This is a genomic window from Gammaproteobacteria bacterium, from assembly GCA_029880545.1.
GTDB lineage: Bacteria > Pseudomonadota > Gammaproteobacteria > Acidiferrobacterales > SZUA-150 > JAOUOD01.
This window is the reverse complement of sequence record JAOUOD010000001.1, coordinates 415,457-439,528: the sequence shown is the minus strand read 5'-3', so window position 1 is coordinate 439,528 and position 24,072 is coordinate 415,457. Positions and strand designations below refer to the sequence as shown.

28 protein-coding genes and 1 other RNA gene are annotated in these 24,072 nt (G+C 53.2%); 14 read left to right on the top strand and 15 right to left on the bottom strand.

Annotated elements, in window-relative coordinates; translation table 11 throughout:
- Positions 1 to 94 precede the first annotated feature (94 nt).
- From OEZ10_02040 to OEZ10_02025, 4 genes are all read right to left on the bottom strand, one after another.
- The gene (locus OEZ10_02040; protein MDH5631754.1) at positions 95 to 601 is read right to left on the bottom strand and encodes a hypothetical protein; all 507 of its coding nucleotides are present in this window, start codon (positions 599 to 601) and stop codon (positions 95 to 97) included.
- Positions 602 to 704: 103 nt separating this feature from the next.
- A complete protein-coding gene (locus OEZ10_02035) occupies positions 705 to 1,301 on the bottom strand; it encodes a hypothetical protein (GenBank protein ID MDH5631753.1) in 597 nt (198 codons plus the stop codon).
- Positions 1,302 to 1,386: 85 nt separating this feature from the next.
- A complete protein-coding gene (locus OEZ10_02030; GenBank protein MDH5631752.1) occupies positions 1,387 to 1,788 on the bottom strand; it encodes a hypothetical protein in 402 nt (133 codons plus the stop codon).
- 116 nt (positions 1,789 to 1,904) lie between these two features.
- Positions 1,905 to 2,192, bottom strand: coding sequence for a hypothetical protein (locus tag OEZ10_02025; GenBank protein ID MDH5631751.1), 288 nt, complete (start codon positions 2,190 to 2,192; stop codon positions 1,905 to 1,907).
- A 232-nt stretch (positions 2,193 to 2,424) separates the two neighbouring features.
- On the opposite strand from OEZ10_02025, the gene OEZ10_02020 reads away from it, so the two are divergent.
- A complete protein-coding gene (locus OEZ10_02020) occupies positions 2,425 to 3,393 on the top strand; it encodes an integron integrase (GenBank protein MDH5631750.1) in 969 nt (322 codons plus the stop codon).
- On the opposite strand, the gene OEZ10_02015 is transcribed toward OEZ10_02020, so the two are convergent.
- The 3 genes from OEZ10_02015 to OEZ10_02005 form a co-directional block, all read right to left on the bottom strand.
- Complete coding sequence (locus OEZ10_02015; protein MDH5631749.1) at positions 3,390 to 4,607, bottom strand: UbiH/UbiF/VisC/COQ6 family ubiquinone biosynthesis hydroxylase; 1,218 nt, start codon at positions 4,605 to 4,607, stop codon at positions 3,390 to 3,392. The genes OEZ10_02020 and OEZ10_02015 overlap by 4 nt on opposite strands.
- Positions 4,607 to 5,860 carry a 2-octaprenyl-6-methoxyphenyl hydroxylase gene (gene ubiH / locus OEZ10_02010; protein MDH5631748.1) on the bottom strand — a complete coding sequence of 418 codons (1,254 nt, stop codon included), beginning with the start codon at positions 5,858 to 5,860 and terminating at the stop codon, positions 4,607 to 4,609. The genes OEZ10_02015 and ubiH overlap by 1 nt, the downstream gene beginning before the upstream one ends.
- Before the next feature lie 88 nt (positions 5,861 to 5,948).
- Entirely contained in the window at positions 5,949 to 6,458 is a 510-nt protein-coding gene (locus tag OEZ10_02005; GenBank protein MDH5631747.1) for a LuxR C-terminal-related transcriptional regulator, read from the bottom strand.
- Positions 6,459 to 6,612: 154 nt separating this feature from the next.
- On the opposite strand from OEZ10_02005, the gene OEZ10_02000 reads away from it, so the two are divergent.
- Both OEZ10_02000 and OEZ10_01995 read left to right on the top strand, forming a co-directional pair.
- Positions 6,613 to 7,293: a cytochrome b/b6 domain-containing protein gene (locus OEZ10_02000; protein MDH5631746.1), complete on the top strand. Its 681-nt coding sequence runs from the start codon at positions 6,613 to 6,615 to the stop codon at positions 7,291 to 7,293.
- A 377-nt stretch (positions 7,294 to 7,670) separates the two neighbouring features.
- Entirely contained in the window at positions 7,671 to 9,092 is a 1,422-nt protein-coding gene (locus tag OEZ10_01995) for a VWA domain-containing protein (GenBank protein ID MDH5631745.1), read from the top strand.
- A 49-nt stretch (positions 9,093 to 9,141) separates the two neighbouring features.
- On the opposite strand, the gene OEZ10_01990 is transcribed toward OEZ10_01995, so the two are convergent.
- Genes OEZ10_01990 through OEZ10_01980 form a run of 3 tightly spaced genes read right to left on the bottom strand, consistent with a single transcriptional unit; the run spans position 9,142 to position 11,499 of the window.
- Positions 9,142 to 9,546, bottom strand: coding sequence for an MAPEG family protein (locus OEZ10_01990; GenBank protein MDH5631744.1), 405 nt, complete (start codon positions 9,544 to 9,546; stop codon positions 9,142 to 9,144).
- 31 nt (positions 9,547 to 9,577) lie between these two features.
- Positions 9,578 to 10,882 (bottom strand): Xaa-Pro aminopeptidase, encoded by a 1,305-nt coding sequence (pepP, locus tag OEZ10_01985; GenBank protein ID MDH5631743.1) that lies wholly within the window; start codon positions 10,880 to 10,882, stop codon positions 9,578 to 9,580.
- Positions 10,883 to 10,884: 2 nt separating this feature from the next.
- Positions 10,885 to 11,499 (bottom strand): UPF0149 family protein, encoded by a 615-nt coding sequence (locus OEZ10_01980; GenBank protein ID MDH5631742.1) that lies wholly within the window; start codon positions 11,497 to 11,499, stop codon positions 10,885 to 10,887.
- A gap of 153 nt (positions 11,500 to 11,652) precedes the next feature.
- On the opposite strand from OEZ10_01980, the gene OEZ10_01975 reads away from it, so the two are divergent.
- The 9 genes from OEZ10_01975 to OEZ10_01935 all read left to right on the top strand — a co-directional run bounded on the left by OEZ10_01975 (position 11,653) and on the right by OEZ10_01935 (position 16,314).
- The gene (locus tag OEZ10_01975) at positions 11,653 to 11,862 is read left to right on the top strand and encodes a TIGR02449 family protein (protein MDH5631741.1); all 210 of its coding nucleotides are present in this window, start codon (positions 11,653 to 11,655) and stop codon (positions 11,860 to 11,862) included.
- Positions 11,863 to 11,963: 101 nt separating this feature from the next.
- Positions 11,964 to 12,254: a cell division protein ZapA gene (locus OEZ10_01970; protein MDH5631740.1), complete on the top strand. Its 291-nt coding sequence runs from the start codon at positions 11,964 to 11,966 to the stop codon at positions 12,252 to 12,254.
- A 165-nt stretch (positions 12,255 to 12,419) separates the two neighbouring features.
- Positions 12,420 to 13,064, top strand: a complete 645-nt coding sequence (locus OEZ10_01965) for a hypothetical protein (protein ID MDH5631739.1) — start codon at positions 12,420 to 12,422, stop codon at positions 13,062 to 13,064.
- Positions 13,065 to 13,245: 181 nt separating this feature from the next.
- Positions 13,246 to 13,435: non-coding RNA, 6S RNA (ssrS, locus tag OEZ10_01960), on the top strand.
- A gap of 57 nt (positions 13,436 to 13,492) precedes the next feature.
- Entirely contained in the window at positions 13,493 to 14,098 is a 606-nt protein-coding gene (locus tag OEZ10_01955; GenBank protein ID MDH5631738.1) for a 5-formyltetrahydrofolate cyclo-ligase, read from the top strand.
- On the top strand, positions 14,095 to 14,898 hold the full coding sequence (locus OEZ10_01950) for a TIGR00282 family metallophosphoesterase (GenBank protein ID MDH5631737.1): 804 nt from the start codon (positions 14,095 to 14,097) through the stop codon (positions 14,896 to 14,898). The genes OEZ10_01955 and OEZ10_01950 overlap by 4 nt, the downstream gene beginning before the upstream one ends.
- Entirely contained in the window at positions 14,895 to 15,212 is a 318-nt protein-coding gene (locus OEZ10_01945) for a DUF427 domain-containing protein (GenBank protein ID MDH5631736.1), read from the top strand. The genes OEZ10_01950 and OEZ10_01945 overlap by 4 nt, the downstream gene beginning before the upstream one ends.
- An 11-nt stretch (positions 15,213 to 15,223) precedes the next feature.
- Complete coding sequence (locus OEZ10_01940; protein MDH5631735.1) at positions 15,224 to 15,685, top strand: EVE domain-containing protein; 462 nt, start codon at positions 15,224 to 15,226, stop codon at positions 15,683 to 15,685.
- 119 nt (positions 15,686 to 15,804) lie between these two features.
- Positions 15,805 to 16,314, top strand: a complete 510-nt coding sequence (locus OEZ10_01935; protein MDH5631734.1) for a peptidylprolyl isomerase — start codon at positions 15,805 to 15,807, stop codon at positions 16,312 to 16,314.
- Positions 16,315 to 16,347: 33 nt separating this feature from the next.
- Here the strand turns inward: OEZ10_01935 and OEZ10_01930 are convergent, their stop codons facing one another.
- The 4 genes from OEZ10_01930 to ilvA form a co-directional block, all read right to left on the bottom strand.
- On the bottom strand, positions 16,348 to 16,944 hold the full coding sequence (locus OEZ10_01930; GenBank protein ID MDH5631733.1) for a class I SAM-dependent methyltransferase: 597 nt from the start codon (positions 16,942 to 16,944) through the stop codon (positions 16,348 to 16,350).
- A gap of 6 nt (positions 16,945 to 16,950) precedes the next feature.
- The gene (locus tag OEZ10_01925) at positions 16,951 to 17,715 is read right to left on the bottom strand and encodes a sulfite exporter TauE/SafE family protein (protein MDH5631732.1); all 765 of its coding nucleotides are present in this window, start codon (positions 17,713 to 17,715) and stop codon (positions 16,951 to 16,953) included.
- A gap of 67 nt (positions 17,716 to 17,782) precedes the next feature.
- The gene (locus tag OEZ10_01920; GenBank protein ID MDH5631731.1) at positions 17,783 to 18,487 is read right to left on the bottom strand and encodes a hypothetical protein; all 705 of its coding nucleotides are present in this window, start codon (positions 18,485 to 18,487) and stop codon (positions 17,783 to 17,785) included.
- 171 nt (positions 18,488 to 18,658) lie between these two features.
- Entirely contained in the window at positions 18,659 to 20,173 is a 1,515-nt protein-coding gene (gene ilvA, locus OEZ10_01915; protein MDH5631730.1) for a threonine ammonia-lyase, biosynthetic, read from the bottom strand.
- A gap of 124 nt (positions 20,174 to 20,297) precedes the next feature.
- Here ilvA and rpiA point away from each other — a divergent pair, with 124 nt between their 5' ends.
- Both rpiA and OEZ10_01905 read left to right on the top strand, forming a co-directional pair.
- A complete protein-coding gene (gene rpiA / locus OEZ10_01910) occupies positions 20,298 to 20,954 on the top strand; it encodes a ribose-5-phosphate isomerase RpiA (GenBank protein ID MDH5631729.1) in 657 nt (218 codons plus the stop codon).
- A 156-nt stretch (positions 20,955 to 21,110) separates the two neighbouring features.
- Positions 21,111 to 21,716, top strand: a complete 606-nt coding sequence (locus OEZ10_01905; protein ID MDH5631728.1) for a response regulator — start codon at positions 21,111 to 21,113, stop codon at positions 21,714 to 21,716.
- A gap of 34 nt (positions 21,717 to 21,750) precedes the next feature.
- Here OEZ10_01905 and OEZ10_01900 read toward each other — a convergent pair whose 3' ends face one another.
- Positions 21,751 to 23,925, bottom strand: a complete 2,175-nt coding sequence (locus tag OEZ10_01900) for a serine/threonine protein kinase (GenBank protein ID MDH5631727.1) — start codon at positions 23,923 to 23,925, stop codon at positions 21,751 to 21,753.
- Positions 23,926 to 24,072 lie beyond the last annotated feature (147 nt).

Here is a 24,072-nt window from a genome sequence, read left to right as displayed (position 1 = left end):
CCTAACGTCAGAGTTAAAGGGCCGCGCGCATTTTGCGCGGTCCGAGCAGGTGTGAAACACCTGCGTATTTGAACGAATTGTTATAAGGCATATTTCATTGCCTCATTTTTTCTAGTAGTTGAATGATATTTTTTGCACCCATAATTAAAATAGCCGCAAAAATGAATTCTGCAGATGTTGCAAAGATATTAGAGTACAACGTTAAATCAGGAGTATTGAATATATTGTGTTCTTTTTTATTTAGGAGTAATGAACTGACATGATATGTGAGGTCTGATACTGCACGAAATAACAGGTATAGTCCCAATACGCGAAACGCAACAAGCTGTAGTGTTTTTATATTATCTTCTGATTTATTGTCTCTTTCGCCCTTTATTAATGCATTTGAGATCATGCCAGGGAAATATATAAGAGCAATTCCTAACATAACTACCAAAATGAAAGGAATTACACTTACACCTAGGAAGCTTAAGGCTGACTCCTCTGCTAAATTTAGCATAAAATAATAGCTTATAAAGGCTGGTATTTCCGTTATAGCCCATACAAGAACATATGCACCAGCAATTTTAACCAAAAGCCTTGTTAGTTCATCGTGTGTCATGCCTATACCTTATAACGCCACAAATCACTGGGAAATTTAAGTTGTGGAACGAAGTGGAACAGCTTAAATTTGTCCATGTGAATTTGCCTTGTTAGGTAACCTCTCAGATTCGGGAAGCGAGCCCATCAATTCCATTCGCAACATCTTTTTGAAACTCAGAGTCATTGGTGAAGAGGTATCCAATGCCCCCTCGATCCATCCAAGAATCCAAGTTTGCTTGTAGGTTATCAATCAATAGTACACGATCGTTTGTAGAATTAATATTCATGCGTTGCAATGCAATTTCACATAGCACACCTTTGTCTAGAGTTCCTTCTTCTCCCGAGATTACGATAGTACTAATCACGTCGTCGAGACCGAGTGGAGCTGTCATTTCACGAAACAGAGGTGGATTTATCGTGACGATTGATTGCGGTAAATGTCGAGACATGAAAAAGTTGTGAGTAAACGGGAAAAATTCAAACAAGTCCTCTCGCATCAAGTGATTGTAAACTTCGGACTCCGTGATTTTCAAAGTTTCAGCAAGAAGTGTTAAAACCTTCTCCGTCTCAATCAACCCAAGATTCCAAGCGGAGCTAATTCCTATCTTTTCTTCTATTTTTTTGTACGCAGTCATCCACTCAGGGCTACCACCACGCCATACAGATAAAGTGTCTCCGAAGTCCCAGAGTATGCAATCGATTATTTTCGTGGATGACATTCAATATCACCTAACGATTACATAATGGGCGCGCGGTAGCGCGTCCAAGTGAGCGGAGCGAACGCATTTATGTACTTGTTATGTATCATTCTGTTCTTCCGACATATTTTTCTAGTTTATATTTTTTGCCATTTACCAATATAAATCTTGTTTCGTTCACTATTAAATTTGCCGAATAGTCACCCTTTCCCACTCTTTTAATATATTTCGGGAATTTATAGTTATACGATTTTCCATTATCTATTACTTCCAGATAGAACCAGTTTGTATCTAAGTCCCCATGCTGGAGAAGTATCCTGTTTTCCATTTTATCAAGCACATGACATACTGATAAATCATTCAATTTGTGTGATATCGGACAATATTGTGTGTTGTCACTAATAAAATAAGAAAAAACACCTACCAAAACATAAAGCAATAGTGGAATAAATACAGCAATACCCACTACACTAATTGCACTAATTCCAACAATCTTTTTTCTATTCATCAATATGCGTCATTGATACATAACGCTAAACTAAGCCGACCGCCGTAGCGGTGATTGGTTTTGTGCTAACCAGCACAAAACAAGCGCCGCGGAGTTGGGTCGGCTTGAGTGCTGTGTTATGTGTTTTTGCAGTCATACTCTGGTTTCGATTCTGCTTGTACGGTGATGTTGAGCAGCTTCCCCTTGTTGTTAAACTCAAAGCGCAAACCATGAATTTGTATAGTACATTGAGTTTCAACAATAAACCCATCTGGGTTTTGTTTTCTTAACAAATACAGGATGTCCTTCTTTGAGTGGGCACTCTTTGGGTATAGCTTAGCCAGCCTTTCTAAATCAGCCTCTGTATCTTCATAGCCTTGCGACATATATGTAATAGATATTCCCTGATCTAGAACAATGCTCATTAGGTAAATCGTAATTGGAACCCAAAACAATAAACTAAGTAGAAATATCAGTCTCCATTTGTTCTTGACTTTATTCATGGCTATTTACACATAACTTAACTTCGGTGGCCGAAATGTATGAGTTGCAACCCAGCTTTTCGGCTAAATAAAATCCTTGATTCCAATGTAATCAAGGGGTTAGTATTTTTTATTACGGACAAACATGTTTCGATTTTCTGCAAGGAGGCAGATCATGAATTCACCTCGCCTGATGGACCAGGTGCGTGATTGTTTGCGCATTCACCACTACAGCCTGCGCACCGAGCAAAGTTACACCCAATGGATAAGACGCTACATTTTCTTTCATAACAAGCGCCACCCAAAAGAAATGGGTGAACAGGAAATAACTGCATTTCTCACCCACCTTGCCGTAAACAAGAATGTATCAGCCTCTACCCAAAATCAAGCACTTTCAGCACTGTTATTTTTATATAAGAAAGTGCTAAACATTGACCTGGAATGGCTTGATGACGTGGTTCGCGCCAAGAGGCCGCAACGCCTTCCTGCCGTACTTTCCCCTGAGGACACGTCACGGCTTCTTGGTCACCTTTCGGGCGTCTATAAGCTGGTTGCCTTGACGCTTTATGGCACCGGCATGAGGTTAATGGAAGGGCTGCGACTCCGTGTAAAGGATATCGATTTTTCTTACGAACATATCATTGTTCGCTCGGGAAAGGGCAACAAGGATCGCGCCACTATATTACCCGGTTCGCTTATTGACCCACTGAAACAACAATTGAAATATGGAAGAACACTGTTTGAGCTTGACCGTGCCGACGGCGCACCCGGAATTTATCTGCCTCACGCACTCGAACGGAAATACCCTAATGCCGGCAAATCGTGGCCGTGGCAATGGGTTTTTCCTGCGGCTCACAGGTCCACAGACCGTGTAACTGGAATTGTTCGGCGTCATCATCTGTATTCTCAAACTATACAACGCAGGATAAAGCAGGCGGCAAATGATCTTGGATTACCAATCAATGTCAGCACTCATACGCTAAGGCACTCTTTTGCGACGCATATGCTGGAGGAGGGGGTGGATATCCGCACCTTGCAGGAGCTTCTTGGTCACAAAGATCTGAAAACCACTCAAATTTACACCCACGTTACCCGGCGCGGGGCGGCTGGTGCCCGCAGCCCCTTGGACAGGATGTCTATTTAGTAAAACCGCTTCGGCAGTTCGTTTTCCAGGCCCGATGCCTGGCGCATGAACCAGTGCTTGATCGGGGCGATGCGGTTGGTGAGATCAAGGCCGAGTCGGCGCAGGCTAATGATGGCAGGTTGGCGACTGCCATAACTGCGTTTGAACAGGTCCATGAGGCCAATCATCTTGTGATTGGTTTCCTTGCGCCAACGTTCAAACGGACGCAGGCTGTGGCGCTCACCAATATCACGACGCTTTTCATGGGCGTTGAGAATGACTTCGGCCAATACCGCGGCATCGCCAAAACCGAGGTTGACACCCTGCCCGGCCAGGGGATGAATGCGATGCAGCGCGTCACCGATCAGGGCTACACGATGGCCAATGTATTCTTTTGCATGCGCCAGTGTCAGTGGAAAACCGGCGCGTTCGCTGACCCATTCGATGTTACCGAGCACATCGCCAAAAGCGTGTTGCAATTCGGTTCTGAATTCATCATCACTCAATGACAGCAAGCGCCTGGCCTCGTCGGTGTCGGCCGACCAGACGTTGGAGCAGGTGTGTGCATCATCCAGCGGCAGGAACGCCAGCGGCCCGGTGGACAGGAACGTTTGCCGGGCAACATGGTCATGCGGCTTTTCGGTTTTGACGGTAAAAACAATGGCGGTCTGGTCGAAGCTCCAGCCGTAGGTATCAATATGCGCCAGCTCGCGCACTTTTGATCGTGCGCCATCGGCGCCCACCAGCAGGCGCGTGGTCAGGTGATCACCGTTTTCCAGCTGCACGTCGAGCCAGTCATCATGATCATTGCAGGCAGCAACCGATGCCGGGCTCAGGTAACGTACATTGCTGTGCGTTTGCGCCTGCCTTAGCAACGCCGATTGCACAACGCGGTTTTCAATAATCACGCCCATGTTCTCAGCGCCAATCTCGGCGCTGTCGAAATCCAGGTAGCGCTCGCTGTCTTCGCCTTCCCAGATATGCATGGCATCGATGGGTGCATAACGCTCGGCGGCAATAACATCCCAGGCCTTGAGTTTTTTCAGCAGCCGAATGGATGCGGGTGTAATGGCGCTGACGCGCAAGGCGTAATCATTGCCTTCCCACCGCGGTGGGCCGGCCGCATCAAGGACAGCAACTTTAAGATCGGACCCGCCCAGGCAACAGGCCAGCGCCGCGCCGACCATGCCGCCACCGGCGATAATCACATCGTAATCAGGACTGATGCCGGCCATTATGCTTTTATCCTCAACGGCAGGCCGCGTGACAGGCGTGGCAGCCGACCATTAAGACCGCTGGTGCGCCGGGTAAAGGCGCGCTTTACCGGCGGCAGCAGGTCAACAATATTCAATGCCAGGTTGCGGCCGAAGGTCAGGCCGGGTAGATCATTGGCAAAGATGCGAATCATGCTGTCGGTAAACTGTGATACGCGCTTGTTGTCACGCTCACGCCATTGCATGTACTCGGCCAGCAGCGCATCACTGCCGTAGTCACGATCATGACGCACGGCATCGGCAATGACTTCGGCCAGGGCGGCAACATCACGCAAGCCGAGATTAAAGCCCTGGCCACCTACCGGGTGCACGGCGTGGGCGGCATTACCCACCAGCAAGACGCGATCCCGGTAATGCTGTTTCAGTTGCGTGAGGTACAGCGGGTAGGATGCCCGGCTGCCCGGCTCGCTGAACCGGCCGAGGCGCTGACCAAAGCGCTGCTGCAGCTCGGCGATGAAGGTATCATCGCTCCAGCCCAGTATGGTATCCAGCTGTTCCGGTGTGGTTGTCCAGACAATACCGACACGACCATTATATAAGGGCAGCACTGCCAGCGGGCCGGTCTGGGTAAAGCGCTCGTACGCGGTATGGTTGTGCGGCGCACTGCAGGCCACCGAGGCAATGACGGCGGTCTGCCGGTAATCCTTTTTTGTAAACTCAAAACCCAGCGCTTCGCGCAGGCCGGATCGACCGCCATCGGCCATCACCACCAGCTTTGCCGATAGTTGCTTCGGCTTGCCATCCTGCATGATGTCGCACAGCGCATGATCGGCGTGCTTATGCACGGCTTCCACCGTGGCCGGGCAAACCAGGTCGATGCCCGGCAACTGTTGCATGCGCGCATATAAGGCCTCACCCATGACCCGGTTAACAGCAACATAGCCCAATGCGTCCATGTCCAGTTCACTGGCATGCAGGCGGGCAAAACCAAACTGGCCCTTGTCGCTGATATGGATGTGCTTGATGGCGCAGGCGCCGCGTTGTTCGATTTCCGGCCAGACACCAAGAGCATCAAAAATCCGGCGCGAGCCATAGGCCAGCGCCGTGGTGCGATCATCATAGGACGGCTGGCCACCGGTCTTGAGCTCGAAGGCTTCGACCACGGTAATGCGCAGACCCAGCGGTGCCAGCGCACAGGCGAGGCTGGCGCCTACCAGGCCGCCGCCAATAACCAGGATGTCAGTATCGGTGTGTTGTTGTGACGGGTTACTCATAGGTTCGCCATTCTAGCGCGGCCTTTGGCTTGCACCAAACCACGACGCTGCAGCCCGGGCCAAACGGGAATGATTCGCAAGTATGCCGTTACATCATGTCTTCGAGGAACCAGGCGGCAAAGGCGTGGCGACCATCGACGCCGGCTTTTTTGTATATGGCGGACGCCTGCTGGCGCACGGTTTTTTCCAGCGTATTCCTGACCGCGGCAATTTCCTTGAGGCTTAGCCCCTTGAGCAACAACCAGGCCACGTCTTTTTCACTCTGGGTCAGGCCCCAGTCATCAAACTGGCGACCGGCGACATCGCGCATTTGCCGGCGACCGGCAAGCACATAATCACTGGCGGCCTGGGCCGCCTGGTCCAGCTGGCGGTACTCTTCGCGCAATTGCCGAAGCTCCCTGTCCTGCCGACGCAGACCCAGCCAAAGCCAGGCCATGGCGATCGCGGCAATCAGCACCACCGCGGTTTCCTTGAGAATGTGCTGGGTGGTGGCGCCGTGCAATACATCGGTATAGAGATCAACACCACCGCCGAGGATCACCAGCGCCAGGATGGCAATGAGCACCATTTCCTTTTTATTATCTGCCTGGCTGATCACTGATTCTCACCTTGATTATCGTCTTGTTTGGTCGCCATCGCGCACATGTCCCACGGGGCTTGGCATCGAACACCTGCCCGATGTGTTTTGTGCTTTTCCGGCCCATTATAGCGCCATCAGCATTTCAATTACCTGGTGGTAAACGAGGCAGTATATGAAAGACCAAGATCTGAACAATTCCATTTATGTCTGGGACCCGCTGGTGCGGCTGTTCCACTGGAGCCTGGTGCTCAGCTTTATAATTGCCTACATCAGCGGTGAGGAAGAAAGCCTCATTCATATTTATGCCGGCTACTTTATTATGGGACTGATCGGCTTTCGGCTGCTCTGGGGCCTGGTCGGCAGTCGTCATGCGCGCTTCAGCGATTTTGTCACCGCGCCGGGAACGGCAATGCAATACGCCAGGGATATGCTCACTGGCAAGGCGAAACATTACCTGGGCCATAACCCGCTCGGTGGCTGGATGGTTATCGCCCTGCTGCTGAGCCTGATATTGACCAGCATTTCCGGGTTGGCATTGTACGGCGCCGAGGGCCACGGCCCACTGGCGAACAACAGCCAGGCCCTATCTACTGTATCCACTGGCGTGTCCACGGGCACGGTTGCCGCCAACCCGCTGGTGGTGCTGGTGGATGGCCGGGAGCACGATGATGACGACCGCGGCCATCATGAAGAAAGCGCGGCCGAGGAGCTCTGGGAAGAAATCCATGAATTCTTTTCCCATGTCACAGTGTTACTGATTTTTGTTCACATTGGCGGCGTGATGTTTGCCAGCGTGCGCGAAGGCCAAAACCTGGTGCGCGCCATGGTTAACGGTTACAAGGAGAAAACATAATTGCTACAGGCGGCTATTGCGGACGACAAGCAAGCAACAGTCGCCTGGCTTGATGATCACGTAGGTAATTCTTGTTAATAATCATTAGTAATGTACTGTTTATTTAGTTAGTGACAGGCATACGCGCCTGTCATATACTCACCCCCGTCGCGACAAGGATTCGCGACAGCCTCAATACATAAACAACAATTTTTCCGCGACGAGAACAGGTGTTTGCGTACTATGCGCAATCACTAGCAACACCCGTAACTATTTAGTTACATAATAATAAAGAAAAATGCCGGGGTCGGATTTTTACAAGGGCACTCTGGGCTGCGACGAAAATAAATGTCATTAAAACAATTAATCCGCAATCATGCACGATAAGGAGATCAATCATGCAACACTCATTCACACACATGCATAAAATGCGAGGCAAATCCCTGCTCGCGATAACCCTGGGGCTGTTGTTACTTGGCACAGCACCCGCCCATGCCGTTGATGGCGCACTGCCGGGCGGCACCTCCATCAGCGTTGAAATCACCGGTGTTGCCGGTGACCCAAGCATTGTCTCCGGTACCGCTTCTGTTGAAGCCGGTGACCCGATCAAGGATACAACCGTTGTCTACGTAATAGACATTTCCGGCAGCATGAGCGCATCGGCCCTGGTCGATTGCACCGGAGACGGCATTGTTGACACCCGTATCGTCTGCACCAAGCAAGCCATAAAGGCTGCGAACCAGGCCGCGTCTGACCCGTTTTCTTCCATCGGCCTGGCGGGAATGGTCACGTTCCACACCGGTGCACAGAAAATTGATGTCGATCTGTCGGCAAGCCTGCGGTTCCTGGTCGCTCCGGCGTTTGATGGCAATGGCAACAGTATTGCTGATATTGAAGAACAGGCGAGCCTGCTGTCTCTTGGCAGCCTGACCAACTATCACGATGGCATGATCAAGGCAATCGAGGTCCTGAATGATCCGGCCAACACCAACAACACCAACCTGGTCATTTTCCTGTCTGACGGCATCAATGGAATTGGTAATCCTGTACACACGCTGGCATCAATGATTCCTGCCAATACCACTATCAAGAGCTTTGCCATTGGCGACGCCACAACGTGCACTTACACATCCTTCCTGGGTAACCTGCAGGCCGTTGCCAACCTGTCTACCACCAGCCAGGGCGCGTGCCAGGTGGTCACCGACATGTCACAACTGGGCAATGCCATTACCCAGTCCATTGGCTCGACACTTAACAGCCTGGATATCAGTGTTGACGGCGCGACTGCGGTTGCCATCAGCAATGCCGATATCGCACCCGGACTGCCACAGGATGGTCCGATCACGGTCAACTATGCAACCAGCATAGGCTCGTTGTCACACAGCAACCATGAAGTTTGCGTAACCGCGCATGGCACCGATGCCGGTGGCGATGGCAGTGTTACCGATTGCAGCATGGTCGACCTGTCGCTTAACGTCCTGATTGATATCAAGCCGGGCAGCAGCGCCAACCCGGTGAACGTCGAACACGGCAACGGCATTGTTCCGGTAGCAATTCTCGGATCAGCGACGTTTGATGTCAGCTTTATCGATCGCTCTACGCTCAAGTTTGGCCCGGGTGAAGCCGCACCGAAACACAAGAGCGGTGGTCACCTGCAAGACGTTAATCATGATGGCTACATGGATCTGCTTGGCCATTACCCGATCCAGGACAGTGGCCTGGTTGCCGGCGATGCTTCGGCCTGTGTACGCGGCATGCTGAGCAATGGTGTTGACCACTTTGTTGGTTGTGATTCACTGAGAACCGTGCCGGTCAGGTAACCCTGGTAACAGGCACAAACGAAGACCGGGCTCATGGCCCGGTCTTTTTTTATATTGAGAATTGGGGCGAAACAACAATGCAATAAAGAATCACCAGCTCGGCGGACAGGCCGGTTATCCATAACAGGGTTCTTACCCAGGCAATACCGGCAATATAAACGAACCAGTAGGCCAATCGTGCATAAAAAAATACTGCCGCCGAAGTGGCAACAACCGGCTCATCAATCTTCAGCATGACGGCGATGATTGCCAACACGGCAAAATGCAGAAAATTCTCGCTCATGTTACGGCTGGCGGCCGAAGCACGTTGGGCCCAGCCAGGCAGGTCCGGCATCGCTACACGGTTACCGGCGGCGCCACTCCAGCCCCAGTAACGCACATAGGCCACACCGACCGGAATAACATGCGCCATTAACAGTACTGTTGAAACAACAAGATAGTGAACAGTCGTCACGTGAATCACCCTCCGTGGTTCTATTGTCCGATCAGGATTTCATCAGGGTTTCGATTTCATCGACTTCCTTGGGCACCTCACTGGTCATGACTTCACAGCCATCCTTTGTGACCAGCACATCATCCTCAATGCGCACACCAATGTTCCACCAGCGCTCGTCAACACTGGTATCGCCGGCAGCGATGTAAAGGCCCGGCTCAATAGTCAGCACCATGCCCGGTTCCAGCTCGCGCCAGACATCATCAATCTTGTAATCACCCACATCGTGCACATCCATGCCCAGCCAGTGACCGGTGCGATGCATGTAAAACTTCTTGTAGTGGCCTTCCTCGATAAGCTGGTCGGTACTGCCGTTCAACAGGCCCAGTTCACGCAAGCCGTCAGCCAGCACATGCACGGCTTTCTCGTGCGGCTCATTCCAGTGATTGCCCGGCTTGACCTCGGCAATGGCTGCATGCTGCGCTGCCAGTACCAGTTCGTAGATGGCTTTTTGCTCACCGCTGAACTTGCCATTCACCGGGAACGTGCGGGTAATGTCAGCCGCGTAATAGTCATACTCGGCGCCGGCATCAATCAGCAACAGGTCACCGTCACGCAGTTTTTCATTGTTCTCGATGTAGTGCAGGATGCAGGCGTTGGCGCCACCGCCTACTATCGGCGGATAGGCCGTATAGCCACTGCCGTGCCGACGAAACTCGTGCAGGAACTCGGCTTCGACTTCGTATTCGTACATGCCCGGCTTGCATATCTGCATGGCGCGCATATGGGCATGGGCGGAAATGCTCGCTGCCTTGCGCATGGCCTTGATTTCTTCCGGCCGCTTGATCAGGCGCATTTCATGCAACATGTAATCCAGGTTAACGAACTCGCCCGGCGCATGCACACCGTTACGAGCCTTGGTGCGCACTTCGTTGACCCAGCCCATCAGCTGCTGATCAAAATCCGGGTTGCGGCCCATGCTGTAATAAACCTTGTCACGGTTTTCCAGCAGACCCGGCAAAATCTCGTCAATGTCATCTATCGGAAAGGAATCATCGGCGCCGTATTGCTCGACGGCACCCTCTTGTCCGGCACGGTAGCCATCCCAGATTTCCTTTTCCTTGTTGCGCTCGCGGCAAAACAGGATGTATTCGCCATGTTCACGCCCGGGCACGATCACGGCCACGGCTTCCGGCTCGGAAAATCCGGTCAGGTAGAAAAAGTCACTGTCCGGGCGGTAGCGGTAGTGCACATCGCGATTGCGTACACGCTCCGGTGAAGTGGGAATAATGGCAACACCTGAACCCATGTGTTCAATGAGTTCGCGGCGGCGGCGGGCAAATACTTCGGGCTTCATGGTCAATGCAGTATCTCGTTGTTGTTATCGGGTGCGACATCGGAATCGTCGGCATTATCACCAGCTTCGCTTTGTGGATGCAACTCATCATAAATGGCGAGCGCGCCCAGGCGCACGTATTCCTCAAGTTGCATCAGGCTTTCTTCGTCATCTTCGCCGGCCTCTTCGGCCGCCACAACCTCGGTGATTTTCAGCATGTCCCGGGCAATCTCTGCCGAGTCCGGCGGCAGCCTGGCGATATCACCGGCTCCGCCGGCGACCAGCCCCATGAGGAACCCGCTGCACCATTCGGCGAGAGCATCCAGGCGCATCGCCACCGGCTGCTCTTCATCCGGCAGTACCAGTCGCAGGGCAAAGTCCTTGTCCTGCATGCATATAATAAGTTGCTGGTGGATAGCGATCAGCATACGGGTCGCGGTTTTAATCGCCTCGCCCTCCTCGCCGGCGTGGTCCGCCAGCAGTATCGGTACCCAGCCGGAACCCGCTGCCTCGGTCGAGGCCGCGCACAATACCCCGCAAATAAGGCCTTGCGCTTCCGATGCCGGTGTCGTGATCCCGGCATCCATCAGCGCCTGGTTCAGCTCGCCATAACCAGGTACCTGCAAGCCTTGTTCCATTGAAATCTCCTGTATTTACTGCCTTTCAGGCGTTGCCACACACATAACCCGACCGATGGTAGCATGATCCCGGAAATTCTTGACGGCCGGCATTTGACCCAATCGACGCGGCAACCTACTATTTCCGTACACAGGGAGATTGGGGCTGCGTAAGTGTCAGAAAATGATCTAAAAAATCTGGAGGCCAAGGTCGATGCATTGATCGACGCCTGTCAGAATCTGAAAAACCAGAATTCCTCGCTGCTGGTTGAAAAAGACAGCATTTCCAAGCAACATCAGGAGCTGATGGAAAAGACCCGGATTGCGCGTGCGCGACTGGAATCAATGATCGAACGGCTCAAGGCGCTTGATCGCAGTGACTAGGCCGACACCCGCAGGGCAATACCAAAAGCGTGCGATAGCGATACATAACAACGATTTATTTTGACAACAACCTGGCACACAGACCTGGACAAGCACACACCATGAAATCAGCAAACCCCGGCATCAATGTCACCCTGCTTGGAAAACAGTTTATGGTGGCCTGCCCCGACGAGGAACGCCAGTCGCTGACCGCGGCGGCACAAATGCTTGACCAACGCATGCGTGAAATCCAGAAAAGCGGTCGTGTCATCGGTACCGAGCGTTGTGCCATCATGGCGGCACTGAACATGGCCAACGAATTGCTGGAACTCCAAAGTGGTGGCATGTCCAGCATGGCCAGCGAACGCCTGCGCAGCATCCAGGAAAAAATTGAACTGGCCCTGCATCAGTAACCGGCGTAACCGCTAACCCGTATTTGTCTCACGGTTTTCGTCGAACCGGGCAAACAATTCCATTTTTTCTTGATCCCCTGCGATCAACTACTATGCTTTGGTTGATCAACTGCACAATTGCCCGCCCGGGCACCATAAATTAAACAAAAAACCACGGGAGACATAATGACTGTTATCAATCACCATGCGCGCCTTGCCGCGCCGATGCTTCTTGCGTTACTGCTTTTGTCCGGACCTGCCGCCAACGCCGCAGGTGTAACCTACGTTGGACCAAAACTCGGCATAATGTCCGTGGACGTAGCCTGCCCGGGCGGTGTCAGTGGCGATTGCGCCAGCCAGGGACTGGGCGCCGGTTTTATCGCCGGCTACAACCTGTTTGGCAAAAATGCCGGCATACCGGTCAACCTTGCTGGCGGTACCGTAGCTATTGAAGTGGATTTTACCTGGGGCCTGACCGAGCTCTCCAGTGACTCCAGCGGTGGCGGCTTCACCTATTCATCCACCTGGAAGGAAAACATGCAGGGAGCGTTCGTTGCTTTTCGCTACCCGTTTACCAGCAGCTTTTTTGTCCAGGCGCGGGCCGGTGGCGGTAACCGGGAAGTAGTCGGTGAATACGTTGTTACCGAACAGGCCACGGGCATCTCGACCACAACTGATGTGCGCGAAGGCAAGAGTGTCTCGGCCTATGGCGTTTCCGCCGGCCTGGATTTTGGCGGCGGCCAGCTGCGCTTTGACGTGCTGCAGTTTCAACACGACAATGCCAGCAGCACCACTGACACAATCGGCCTGAGTTACACCTTCTCATTCTAGGTTTCGACCGATTTATCAACAGGGCAGCGACAAGCTGCCCTGTTGTATTTCCCCGACATTTCCGATACCTGCCCATAAAGCATCATCGCTTCAACCACTTATCCGGTTCATCGTGTTTCATTAATCCATCAGAATTCCGGCGGTTGCAGCGCGTCGGCCAAAGCGGCGATAATGAAGCCGATGCCCTCTGCGGTGTACGTAATCGTGCCGGATACCCTTTGGACCTATAAGCTACCCTTTGGGAACCGGAGCACTGGCGCCGTTGAGCAAGCCTGCCTCGTAGCAGGAAGCCTGAAGCGCTAACTTGGGTGACCTCAACTTGAACTCTTTGGTTCAAGGCAAATGGCCGATACGGCACAGGCGGAGGGCGTCACTGATTGCACCTAATCAAAACCGGACCATTTTTCTCAACAACAAAGCCGGATTGAATGTCACTGGATCTCAAACAGCTGCGTCAGGACATGCGCCGTCGCCGTCGACAACTGGCGGCATCAGACCAGAACCAGGCCGCACTTGAACTCGCGCGTCACGCTCGCTCACTTCACGAATTCCGCAACGCCAGGGCCGTAGCTGCCTATATTGCCGCCGATGGCGAAGCTGACCCCTGGCGCATCATTGATGTGGCCTGGATGCGCAACAAGCAGGTATACCTGCCGATCGTCTCGCACCTGGGCTGGGAGCATTTATGGTTTGCGCCGGCGGAGCCTGACAGCATGTACCGGGAAAACCGGTTTGGTATTCCCGAACCGGTGGTACCACGATCCACCTGGCTGCGTGCCACGCATCTTGACCTGGTACTGATGCCGCTGGTTGCTTTCGACCGCCAAGGTAATCGCCTAGGGATGGGCGGCGGATTCTATGACCGGGCGCTGGCCTACCTGCTGAGACGAAAAAACTGGAAACGTCCACGCCTGTTCGGCCTTGCCCACGGTTTTCAGCAGGTGGAATCACTGCCGCGTCAGCACTGGGATGTGCCACTTGATGGTATCATCACCGAACAACACATTATTCGATTTCATAAAGACGCGCCATGAACCTGTTATTTATCGGTGACATCGTCGGCAAACCCGGCCGACGCATAGTATTAAACGACCTGCCTGCGCTGCGCCGCGAATACGTCATCGATATAGTCATCGCCAATGCGGAGAATGCCGCGGCCGGGTTTGGCGTTACCGAGAAAACCGCAAAAGCGCTGCTCAACGGTGGCGTTGATGTGCTGACCAATGGCAACCATGCCTGGGACAAGCGGGAAGCACTGGAATACATCGAGCGTGAACCGCGACTGATGCGGCCCTGGAACTATCCCGAAGGCACGCCGGGAAAGGGCTGGTACCTGGCAACCACGGCAACCGGTATACGCGTCGGCGTACTCAATGTCATGGGCCAGGTGTTTGTGCACCCGTCACTGGATTGCCCATTCCGCGCGGTTGATGAAGCGCTGGCCAGGCATGCCGACGAAGCTGACGTCATCCTGCTGGACTTTCATGCAGAGGTAACCAGCGAAAAAATGGCCATGGGCTGGTATATGGATGGACGCGTCAGCGCCGTGGTCGGAACTCATACCCATGTACCAACGGCAGATGAGCGCATCCTGCCCGGCGGCACCGCCTACATTACCGATGTTGGCATGACCGGTTGTTACGACTCGGTAATAGGCATGAACCACACCAAGAGCCTGAAACGCTTTGTCCAGAAATTGCCGGAGCGCGCCGAGGTGGCTGAAGGTGCGGCCAGCCTGTGCGCCGTACTGGTTGATATTGACGAAACCACGGGTCACGCCCGTCGCATCGAGCGTATTCGCCTTAATGAACCGCCACACAAGGCCGGGTCATGACCACCCATCGCATCTTGCGCAGCAAGGACGGGCTTGTTATTGCCGAGGCCAATGGCGATAACGTCAGGCACATAGAAGGAAACTGGTACTTCTCCCCGGGCAGTGTCAATATGGAGACACTTGAGACCAGTGATCGCGTCTATGACTGTCCTGTCAAAGGGCGTTGCTACTGGGTTGATATGGTTGATAACGGCCGTTATAAAAACAACCTGAGCTGGACCTATTTTGAAACCCTGCCGGACTATGATCACATCAGGGACTGGTACGGTTTCTACCCGCACCATGATTACTATATGCATCAACAGGAAGACTGAAGAGCTGTGCCATGAATTACTGGCTGTTTAAATCGGAACCCGAAGAGTTCAGTATTGATGACCTGAAAAAGCGGGGCAAGAAGGGTGAGCACTGGGACGGCGTGCGCAATTACCAGGCACGCAATTTCATGCGTGATGACATGAAGACCGGTGATCTTGGTTTCTTTTATCACTCCAACTGCGATGTACCCGGCATTGTCGGTATCTGTGAAATCATCAAGGAAGGCCATGTTGACCACACCGCATTTGATCCCGATGACAAGCACTACGACCCAAAAAGCCACCCGGATAAACCACGCTGGATCATGGTGGACGTTCGCTTTGTCGAAAAATTCAGCACCACGATTTCATTGCAGTCGCTGAAGGAAAACCCGCAACTTGCTGACATGCGGCTGGTGCAGAAAGGTAATCGCCTGTCGGTGATGCCGGTTGCGGAGAAAGAATGGAAAGCCATCACAAAGATGGCCAGGTAGTACCAACACAAAAACGGAGATTTGCCATGAAACGTCTTGCTACCCTGATCGCGCTTGCATCAAGCCTTGTCCTGGTTCAGCCCGTGCTGGCCGCGAAACCGGCGCCAGTTAATGTCGACATGCATACCAGCATGGGGACCATCAGCCTGGAGCTTTACCCTGACAAGGCACCGATAACGGTAAATAACTTTGTCCGTAATGCCAATGCCAAAAAATTTGACGGCACCGTTTTTCACCGGGTCATCAAGGGCTTCATGATCCAGGGTGGCGGCATGACCGCCGACATGAAAGAACAGCCGACCTTTGAGCCTATAACCAATGAAGCCAACAACGGGTTGAAGAATGAGCCTGGTGCGATCGCCATGGCACGCACCATGGACCCGCACTCGGCTGCCAGCCAGTTCTTCATCAATACTGCCAACAACGTATCACTAAACCATCGCGATATGTCCATGCGCGGCTGGGGCTATGCTGTTTTCGGCAAGGTCACCAAGGGCATGGATGTGGTGAAAAAGATCGAGTCCGTTCAGACAGGTACACACGGCATGCACGGTGATGTGCCGTTAATGCCGATCACTATCAAGAAGGTAGTGATTGTGGACACCGGCAAGAAAAAGAATCAGGAATAGCATTGTAGCCGGGCAGCTGATTAACGGGCGATGTTACAATTTTCGCCCTATCAGCTGCACCACGGCGCCCATGCCGGTGTGGTATTTGCCCTCAACAACAGGTCGATCCAGTTCCACTGCATGCACCCACTCCAGTCCATCCAGCTCTGCACGGGCCACATCGAGCTGCATCATTAATTCAGCTACCGGCGGACCACCAGTGCCATATTCAAGCTGCTTCGGCCGATAGGCCTCGAGGATCAATACACCACCCGGTTTCAGCCCGGCAACCACCTCGGCATGGAGCCGTTGCCGAATCGGTGGTGTTACGTGACAAAATATCGATACAACACCGTCCCAACTGGTGGGTTCAACAGAATACCCGGCAAGATCAGCGCATACCGTATCGATGCTGACACCACGCTCGGCAGCGAGGGCTTTTGCCTTGTTCAGTCCTACCGATGAACTGTCCACACCCGTAACCTTGTACCCCTGTTCGCCCAGCCACACCGCGTTACGGCCCTCGCCTTCGGCCAGACACAATACTGCACCACCAGAGGGAATCAGCCGGGCATGTTCTGCCAGGAAACTGTTTGGCTCGGTCCCGTAGGCGTATCCCGCTTCACCGTATCGTTCATCCCAGCTAATCATGTAACCTCACATATTGAACAACAGCTTCCTTAACAGGAAGCCAATTGCTATCAGTATTATCACACCCAGGATACGCTGCATGGTTTCCGGCGCAAATATTTTGGCACCGCTATGCGAGCCAATAAACCCGCCGACAACTGTCGCTGCCAGCAGCGGCCAGTATTCGACGATATCAATACTCTGGTATTGCAAACGCGCTGCAAGTCCGGCCAGAGAATTCATCCAGATAAAAATTGCACCACAGGCAGCGGCTTCTTTTTCACTGCCGAGACCAAACAGGATAATCAATGGCACCAGGTAAACGCCGCCGCCGATTCCGACGGCACCGGCCACGAAACCGAGTATCGCCCCGAGGATTAATGAAACAGTAATTTCGCCGTTGCGTGTCAACTGCAGCTGGATGCGCAGGTTGCTGAACAGGTATATGCGCGCTGCAATGATCAACAGTGATGCCAGCAACAGCCAGTAAAATACAACGCGTGGCAGCACCAGGCTGCCACCAAGATAGGAAAACGGGATTGATGACACCAGGAACGGCGCGATCAGGTCAAACCGGCCATGACGATGGCGCAGAAAATTGAAAGCGCCGATAGTGGTAACAAACAGGTTCATAACCAGTGAAACAGTTGGCACAACAACGGTGGACATACCGGCCAGTACCATAATCGCGGTATAGGATGAGGCGCCACCGAGACCGACGGAAGAATAGGCGAATGCCACAACAGCCATGATTATGGCAAGCACAAACAGTCCGATGGATAACTCTTCCACGTGAATGATCTCTCGACAGCAGTTTTATTGGCACTACCTGAATGGCAGTGCAGTGTAACATACCGGCTCAGGGCTTGCGCCAGATACTGCGGGCTACCTGCATACCGGCCAGTCGCGCATCATAACCGGACAAGGTGCGTCTCAGCTCAAGCAAGTGGCTGCCATGGCTGCTTACTGAAACCGATCGAGCACTTCGATATTCATACACGGCATCCATGGCCAGGCGCCCCGACCGGTCATATACAACAACCCGCACGCCCATGTGCGGTTGCAATCGATCCGGTTCATTTTCTTCCACGGCATAGTGCAGGTCACAGTAGATCATCATTACACCGTCTACCGCCAGCTCGTCTGCCAGGGCTTTCATGTGGCCGGTATCAACAATTGACAGGTCGACATACCCCTTGACCGGCTCAAATCCTGGTGTTACCGATACCTTCGACAGCGCACGGCGATAGGCAGCAGCCGAAGTAACGGCTCTTCCGGAAAGAATGCGCACACCGGTTACACCCTGGTCGAAGCCGCCCAGAAATTCCGCCGCCAGCACATCGGCCACAGGGCCTGTATCCAGCGCCCGATCTACAAGCATTCGGCTTTGATTCATGGCCTTGTTTTCATGGCGACGGGCACGCTTGCCGGAAGGACTGATATCACGCGATACTGAAAAGCCGGCGATGGCATAGCGATCACCGGGAACAAACTCGTCCTTCTTTGTGCTGGCACAACCGGCCATCACGATCAAAACGCAGCTGATACAGATAGCGATTCTCATTTGCGTATCCATGCAATTCCTGACCCCACGTTCCTATATATAGTCGATGCATGCAAAAATAACAGGTCTTTTACCTATAATTCTTTTTATCCTGCTGAAGCCGGATTTATTACCGGAAATCGCAATAGTTATTGTGCTGAATTAACCTGGCCCCGACAAAAGCGGGGGCAGTTAGTCAGCGAGAAACAGCTGATAGGCGGGGTTATCAGTTTCTTCCGTATACTTGTATTCAAGATTACGAAGAAACTCGTCGAATTTTTTCTTGTCGGCCGGCGGCACCTGCATGCCCACCAGCACGCGGCCGTAGTCCGCGCCATGATTGCGGTAATGAAACAACGAGATATTCCAGCCCTCACCCATTTTGCGCAGGAAGTTCAACAAGGCGCCGGGCCGCTCCGGAAACTGGAAGCGATAGACAATCTCATGCTCGGCCTGGGGAGCACGACCACCGACCATATAACGAATATGAAGCTTGGCCATCTCGTTATCGGTCAGGTCCATGATCTCGTAACCGTGCTTGCGTAACCGGGTCATCACGCTCCTTAATTCCTTGTCGTCGGCAATCTGCAGGCCGGCAAACACGTGTGCCCGTTTCGAATCCGCATAACGGTAATTGAACTCGGTAATACCGTGACCGCCCAGCAGTGAACAAAACTTCTTGAAGCTTCCGGGCTTCTCCGGGATGGTCACTGCCAGCACGGCTTCGCGACGCTCACCGATTTCAGCGCGCTCGGCAACGTGACGCAGCCGATCAAAATTCACGTTGGCACCGGACGTAACGGCGACCAGGTTGGCATTCCTGGTCTTGTGCTGCTTGATATAGGCTTTCATGCCGGCAACAGATAATGCCCCGGCCGGTTCCATCAACGTGCGCGTATCCTCGAACACATCCTTGATAGCTGCGCAGATCTCGTCATTGGATACAACGACAACATCATCAACGAGCTCCTGGCAAAGCTTTAGCGTTTCCTTGCCTACCTGGCGAACGGCAACGCCATCGGCAAAAATACCAACTCGGTCGAGCGTAATGCGTTTTCCCTGCTTCAGCGACTGGTACATGGCGTCGGCATCTTCAGGCTCAACGCCAATCACCTTGATCTCGGGCCGCAAGGCCTTGATATAGGCAGCAATACCGGCAATGAGTCCGCCGCCGCCAACCGGGACAAATACTGCCTCTATGTCACCACCAAACTGCTTCAGCATTTCCATGGCAATAGTGCCCTGGCCGGCAATAACTTCGGGATCATCAAAGGGATGAATAAAGGTCAGGCCACGTTTTGTTTCCAGTTCACGAGCATGCTCATAGGCTGCGTCATAGTTGTCGCCATGCAATACCACCTTGCCGCCCAGGCGTCGAACCGCCTCTACCTTTATGGATGGCGTGGTCCTGGGCATGACAATGGTGGCGCGGGTACGCAAGCGCCCGGCGGCCAGCGCCACGCCCTGGGCATGGTTGCCGGCCGAGGCAGCGACCACGCCCTTTTTCAACTGGTCACGGCCAAGCCCGGCCATCTTGTTATAGGCGCCACGAAGCTTGAACGAAAAGACCGGCTGCTCGTCCTCGCGCTTGAGCCACACCTGGTTACCCAGGCGATTGCTCAGCTGCGGCGCCAGCTCCAGCGAGGTCTCCCGGGCGACGTCGTAGACACGGGCTTGCAGTATGCGTTTCAGGTATTTGTCTTTCATGGAGCGAATCTAACAGAGCCGGCTGCAAAGACAAACCACCGTTTTTGCACCGGGGCTTTGTTATGACTGCGGTTTGGCGGTATGCTTGGCCGCCCATGTAACCAGTCAACATACAGGCAGGACCATGACCCAGGATGAAATGAAAAAAGCAGCGGCACTGGCCGCTCTCGACTACGTCGAATCCGGCGCCATTATCGGAATTGGCACCGGCTCCACCGCCAACCACTTTATCGACGGACTTGCCGGCATCAAGGGCAAGATTGAAGGCACGGTGGCCAGCTCCGTTGCCTCGGAAGAACGCCTGAAGAGCCATGGCATCCGCGTACTCAGCCTGAACGATACCGGCGGGCTCGGCCTTTATGTGGATGGTGCTGACGAATCAACCAAACACCTGCACCTGATCAAGGGCGGTGGTGGTGCATTGACGCGCGAGAAAATTGTTGCCGCTGCCAGTGAAAAGTTTGTCTGCATCGCCGACGAATCCAAGCTGGTCGATGTACTTGGCAAGTTTCCGCTGCCGGTTGAGGTTATCCCCATGGCCCGTAGTTACGTTGCCCGGGAAATCGTCAAGCTTGGTGGCGAACCGGTACTTCGCGACGGCTTTACTACCGACAATGGCAACGTGATTCTTGATGTGCATCACATGCAGATCATGAACCCGGTCGAACTCGAAGAAAGTCTCAATAATATTGTCGGCGTCGTTACTAACGGCCTGTTCGCCATGCGTCCTGCAGACGTACTCATCCTTGGCGGCAAGGATGGTGTCAGAACCCTGGACTAGGCACGCATCACGCTGCAGTGATCGGGCCGCGACAGCGGCCCTTTTTACATCCTAACCAAAGACATGCCCGCGTTGGCATGTTATGTTCTCGAGGGGCCTGGAGAGAGGGCGGGACCCTGGTCAAATCAACAATTACAAATGCGGGATGCTGAATTTATGGCTGACAAGCCGGTAATCGTGCTGGCGGATGATTCTCGTGTCATTCGAAAAACCATTCTGAAAATGCTTGGCGACCGCTTCGAGATTATCGAAGCCGAGAACGGCGTCAGCGCGTGGAATCAATTAAAGTTCAACAGCCGCGTCGAACTGCTGGTAACCGACATTGATATGCCGGAAATGGATGGCTACTCGCTTATCTGCAAGATTCGCGCTGACAATGACGAAGGCATGCAGAACCTGCCCGTTATCTGCATAACCGGTGCGGAAGACGATATTACCCGCGAGAATGCCTACGCTTGTGGCGCCAATGATTTTATTCTCAAGCCAATCGGCAAGGAGCAATTGCTCAATACCATCGTCGATCACCTGGAAGAATACGAGGAGAGGGAGCCGGAACCGGTTCGCGCGGCAGTATCAGAAATGCCGGACCTGGAAACGACGTTGATGATACTGCGCAGCCCCAATCCCGGGCGCATTGACGCACATATACTTAATATTATCTTGCGGGTGATGCCGGTCCTGGACTATGTCAACCGGCGATTCAGGCTCGGGCTGGATCGTGAAATTCTGACAATCAAACGCCGTATCCTGCAGGCTCGCTAGGCATTCATCACCTACCGACGCGCATCGCTACAACTTACTGGAGGATGCGAACGATGCCGTCCTTGCCGGCCACGGCCATCTTTCGTCCGTCATAGGACAGCTCAAGCGCTGCCGTAGCAGGCAAGTTGCCATATTGATGCACCACCCTTGCGGACGCCATGTCCCATAATTGCAGACCTGCATCACTGGCTAACAGGAATCCTGAACCGTCTGGCGTATACATAACGTCAGTACTCTCCCTTGGTGCATTCTTGACCTCGATGTCCTTGACCTTGGTCGCCAGGCTCCACAATTTAAGAAACCCGTTCTTGCCTGCAGAAACCAGCCAATCGGACGCCGGCGAGAACGCGATTGCTGTCAACGCCTCGTTATGCGCCTGGACCGCGCCGACCTTGCGCCCGGTAATTGACCAGTAAGTGATCTGGCCACCACTGTCGCCGGTAGCAAACCACTGGGAGTTTGGACCGAAATCCATGGTCGTTACCTGGTTCTCATAGATGGGATATCGTTGCTTGATACTGAAATCATTGAGGCTCCACAACAACAACTGGCCGCTGTTGTCATAGGAGGCCAGCATTCGTGCATCAGGAGAAAACATCAGCCTGGTAACCGGGGCAATATGTGCCACCAGTCGCTGGGCTTCGCGCTTGTCCTCAAGGCTCCACAGGACAATGGAATTGTTCCGGTCCGCGCGTGCCAGCCAGCGTCCATCTGCCGACAAATCAACAGCATCGGAATTGGCATCCGGGTTCTGGAAAGACTGCAACTTTGCGCCATCGGCAACATTCCACAGATTGATCGCACCATTTGCAGAAGCCGAGACCAGCACTGTTGAGTCGGGCGCAAACACCAGGCGGCTGGTTACCGTGCCATGGCCACCAAGTCTGCGCACTTCCTGCCTGGCTTTTTCAAAACTGCTTGCCTGGCGTTTTCGAACAATCGGTCCTTTCGGCCCGGTATCCGTTACGACCGGCTCTTCCTTGAATTCCCGAATACGTAACGCCCGCTTCAGCTCTTCTTCGGTTTGTACGTACTTGTCATTAAAAACATTTTTGCCAACATCGAACACATTGGCTGCCAGGATATGCGCCTCACGCAACTGGGCTTCCGTCACCACGCCAGTCTGCATGAGCATAAATAGCGCCACTGCGCCGATCAGCGATACCGAGAGCAGGCCAAGGAACAGTCGTTCGAAAAAACCGCGTTCACGCTTTTCTTCGCGAACACCGGTCTTGATGACACCGACAAAGCCGGAGCGAAAATTATAAGACGGCTTCTTGACGTCCTTTTGCGCGCCAACGAGCTGCCCCATCAGGCTGTTCTGCAGCTCCTTGGCGGACTGCGGCCGATGCTTGGGATTCAGGCGGGTGGCCCTGTCGATGGTTTCGCGAATATGTTTTGAATATATCGGCCTTTCAAAACTGGTAGCCGGGGCCAGCGGGTCGTCTTCCTTCTGCTGGTGAATAACACGGTAACGCTCCATGGAATCCACCGGCTGACGGCCAACAACGCATCGATAAAGAGTCGCACCTACCGAGTAGACATCGGACCAGGGACCTATTTGCTGGCTGTTGGGATATTGCTCAATAGCCGAGTAGCCTGGCGTCAGGGCAATTTTTTCATTGTCCTTGCCGCCTGACTTGGTCTGTCGCGCCGAGCCAAAATCTATCAGCATGGGCTGGCCATTGCTGCGCAGGTAGATATTGTCCGGCTTGATATCAAGATGCAGCAGACCGGCATCGTGCACTGCCTGCAGTCCGCTCAGAATGGGCAGAAATACATTAAGCAGGTTGTGCTCATTCAGGTAACCACCGGTGCGCTTGAGCAGGCCGGATAACGGCTCCCCCTCCTCATACTCCATGACCATGTAGGCGGTGCCATTGGTCTCAAGGAAGCGCAGTACGCGAACAATATGAGGGTGCTTGAACCTGGCCAGTGCCCGGGCTTCCTTCAGGAATTCGTCCAGGCCCCATTGGTAATTGTCCGAGGCCGTGCCCGTCGTATCCGGCTTGGGGCTGATAGTCTGGGTGGCGTCACGAAATGAAAACGCCTGCGGAAAATATTCCTTGATCGCCACCATGGCGCCGAGGCGGGTATCCTCGGCCATATAGGTCACACCGAACCCACCCTGGCCGAGCACATCCAGGATGCGGTATTCGCTTAATTCATAATCCAGTGGTAATGCTGTTACCGGGCGACTTACTGCCATTTGTGGCTATCCTGCTTTTGTGAATCCTGGGTACGACTTGGCTGCCTTTGCCCTTGGTCGCTACCAAAAAATTAGCCGCTTTAAGGGTTTGGCGCAACCATGAGATTGACTCATTAATGCGTCAAAAAATTTCGATGGATGGTATCT

Bases quoted from the DNA above. Each gene is read 5' to 3' on its own strand.
- OEZ10_01940 (MDH5631735.1), top strand. From the start codon at position 15,224: ATGAATTACTGGCTGTTTAAATCGGAACCCGAAGAGTTCAGTATTGAT.
- OEZ10_02040 (MDH5631754.1), bottom strand. From the start codon at position 601: ATGACACACGATGAACTAACAAGGCTTTTGGTTAAAATTGCTGGTGCA.
- OEZ10_01970 (MDH5631740.1), top strand. From the start codon at position 11,964: ATGAAATCAGCAAACCCCGGCATCAATGTCACCCTGCTTGGAAAACAG.
- OEZ10_01995 (MDH5631745.1), top strand. From the start codon at position 7,671: ATGCAACACTCATTCACACACATGCATAAAATGCGAGGCAAATCCCTG.
- pepP (MDH5631743.1), bottom strand. From the start codon at position 10,882: ATGAAGCCCGAAGTATTTGCCCGCCGCCGCCGCGAACTCATTGAACAC.
- OEZ10_02000 (MDH5631746.1), top strand. From the start codon at position 6,613: ATGAAAGACCAAGATCTGAACAATTCCATTTATGTCTGGGACCCGCTG.
- OEZ10_02015 (MDH5631749.1), bottom strand. From the start codon at position 4,607: ATGGCCGGCATCAGTCCTGATTACGATGTGATTATCGCCGGTGGCGGC.
- OEZ10_01955 (MDH5631738.1), top strand. From the start codon at position 13,493: ATGTCACTGGATCTCAAACAGCTGCGTCAGGACATGCGCCGTCGCCGT.
- OEZ10_01935 (MDH5631734.1), top strand. From the start codon at position 15,805: ATGCATACCAGCATGGGGACCATCAGCCTGGAGCTTTACCCTGACAAG.
- OEZ10_01945 (MDH5631736.1), top strand. From the start codon at position 14,895: ATGACCACCCATCGCATCTTGCGCAGCAAGGACGGGCTTGTTATTGCC.
- OEZ10_01950 (MDH5631737.1), top strand. From the start codon at position 14,095: ATGAACCTGTTATTTATCGGTGACATCGTCGGCAAACCCGGCCGACGC.
- OEZ10_02035 (MDH5631753.1), bottom strand. From the start codon at position 1,301: ATGTCATCCACGAAAATAATCGATTGCATACTCTGGGACTTCGGAGAC.
- OEZ10_02030 (MDH5631752.1), bottom strand. From the start codon at position 1,788: ATGAATAGAAAAAAGATTGTTGGAATTAGTGCAATTAGTGTAGTGGGT.
- ilvA (MDH5631730.1), bottom strand. From the start codon at position 20,173: ATGAAAGACAAATACCTGAAACGCATACTGCAAGCCCGTGTCTACGAC.
- OEZ10_01920 (MDH5631731.1), bottom strand. From the start codon at position 18,487: ATGAGAATCGCTATCTGTATCAGCTGCGTTTTGATCGTGATGGCCGGT.
- OEZ10_02020 (MDH5631750.1), top strand. From the start codon at position 2,425: ATGAATTCACCTCGCCTGATGGACCAGGTGCGTGATTGTTTGCGCATT.
- OEZ10_01905 (MDH5631728.1), top strand. From the start codon at position 21,111: ATGGCTGACAAGCCGGTAATCGTGCTGGCGGATGATTCTCGTGTCATT.
- rpiA (MDH5631729.1), top strand. From the start codon at position 20,298: ATGACCCAGGATGAAATGAAAAAAGCAGCGGCACTGGCCGCTCTCGAC.
- OEZ10_02025 (MDH5631751.1), bottom strand. From the start codon at position 2,192: ATGAGCATTGTTCTAGATCAGGGAATATCTATTACATATATGTCGCAA.
- OEZ10_01965 (MDH5631739.1), top strand. From the start codon at position 12,420: ATGACTGTTATCAATCACCATGCGCGCCTTGCCGCGCCGATGCTTCTT.
- ubiH (MDH5631748.1), bottom strand. From the start codon at position 5,860: ATGAGTAACCCGTCACAACAACACACCGATACTGACATCCTGGTTATT.
- OEZ10_01980 (MDH5631742.1), bottom strand. From the start codon at position 11,499: ATGGAACAAGGCTTGCAGGTACCTGGTTATGGCGAGCTGAACCAGGCG.
- OEZ10_01930 (MDH5631733.1), bottom strand. From the start codon at position 16,944: ATGATTAGCTGGGATGAACGATACGGTGAAGCGGGATACGCCTACGGG.
- OEZ10_01900 (MDH5631727.1), bottom strand. From the start codon at position 23,925: ATGGCAGTAAGTCGCCCGGTAACAGCATTACCACTGGATTATGAATTA.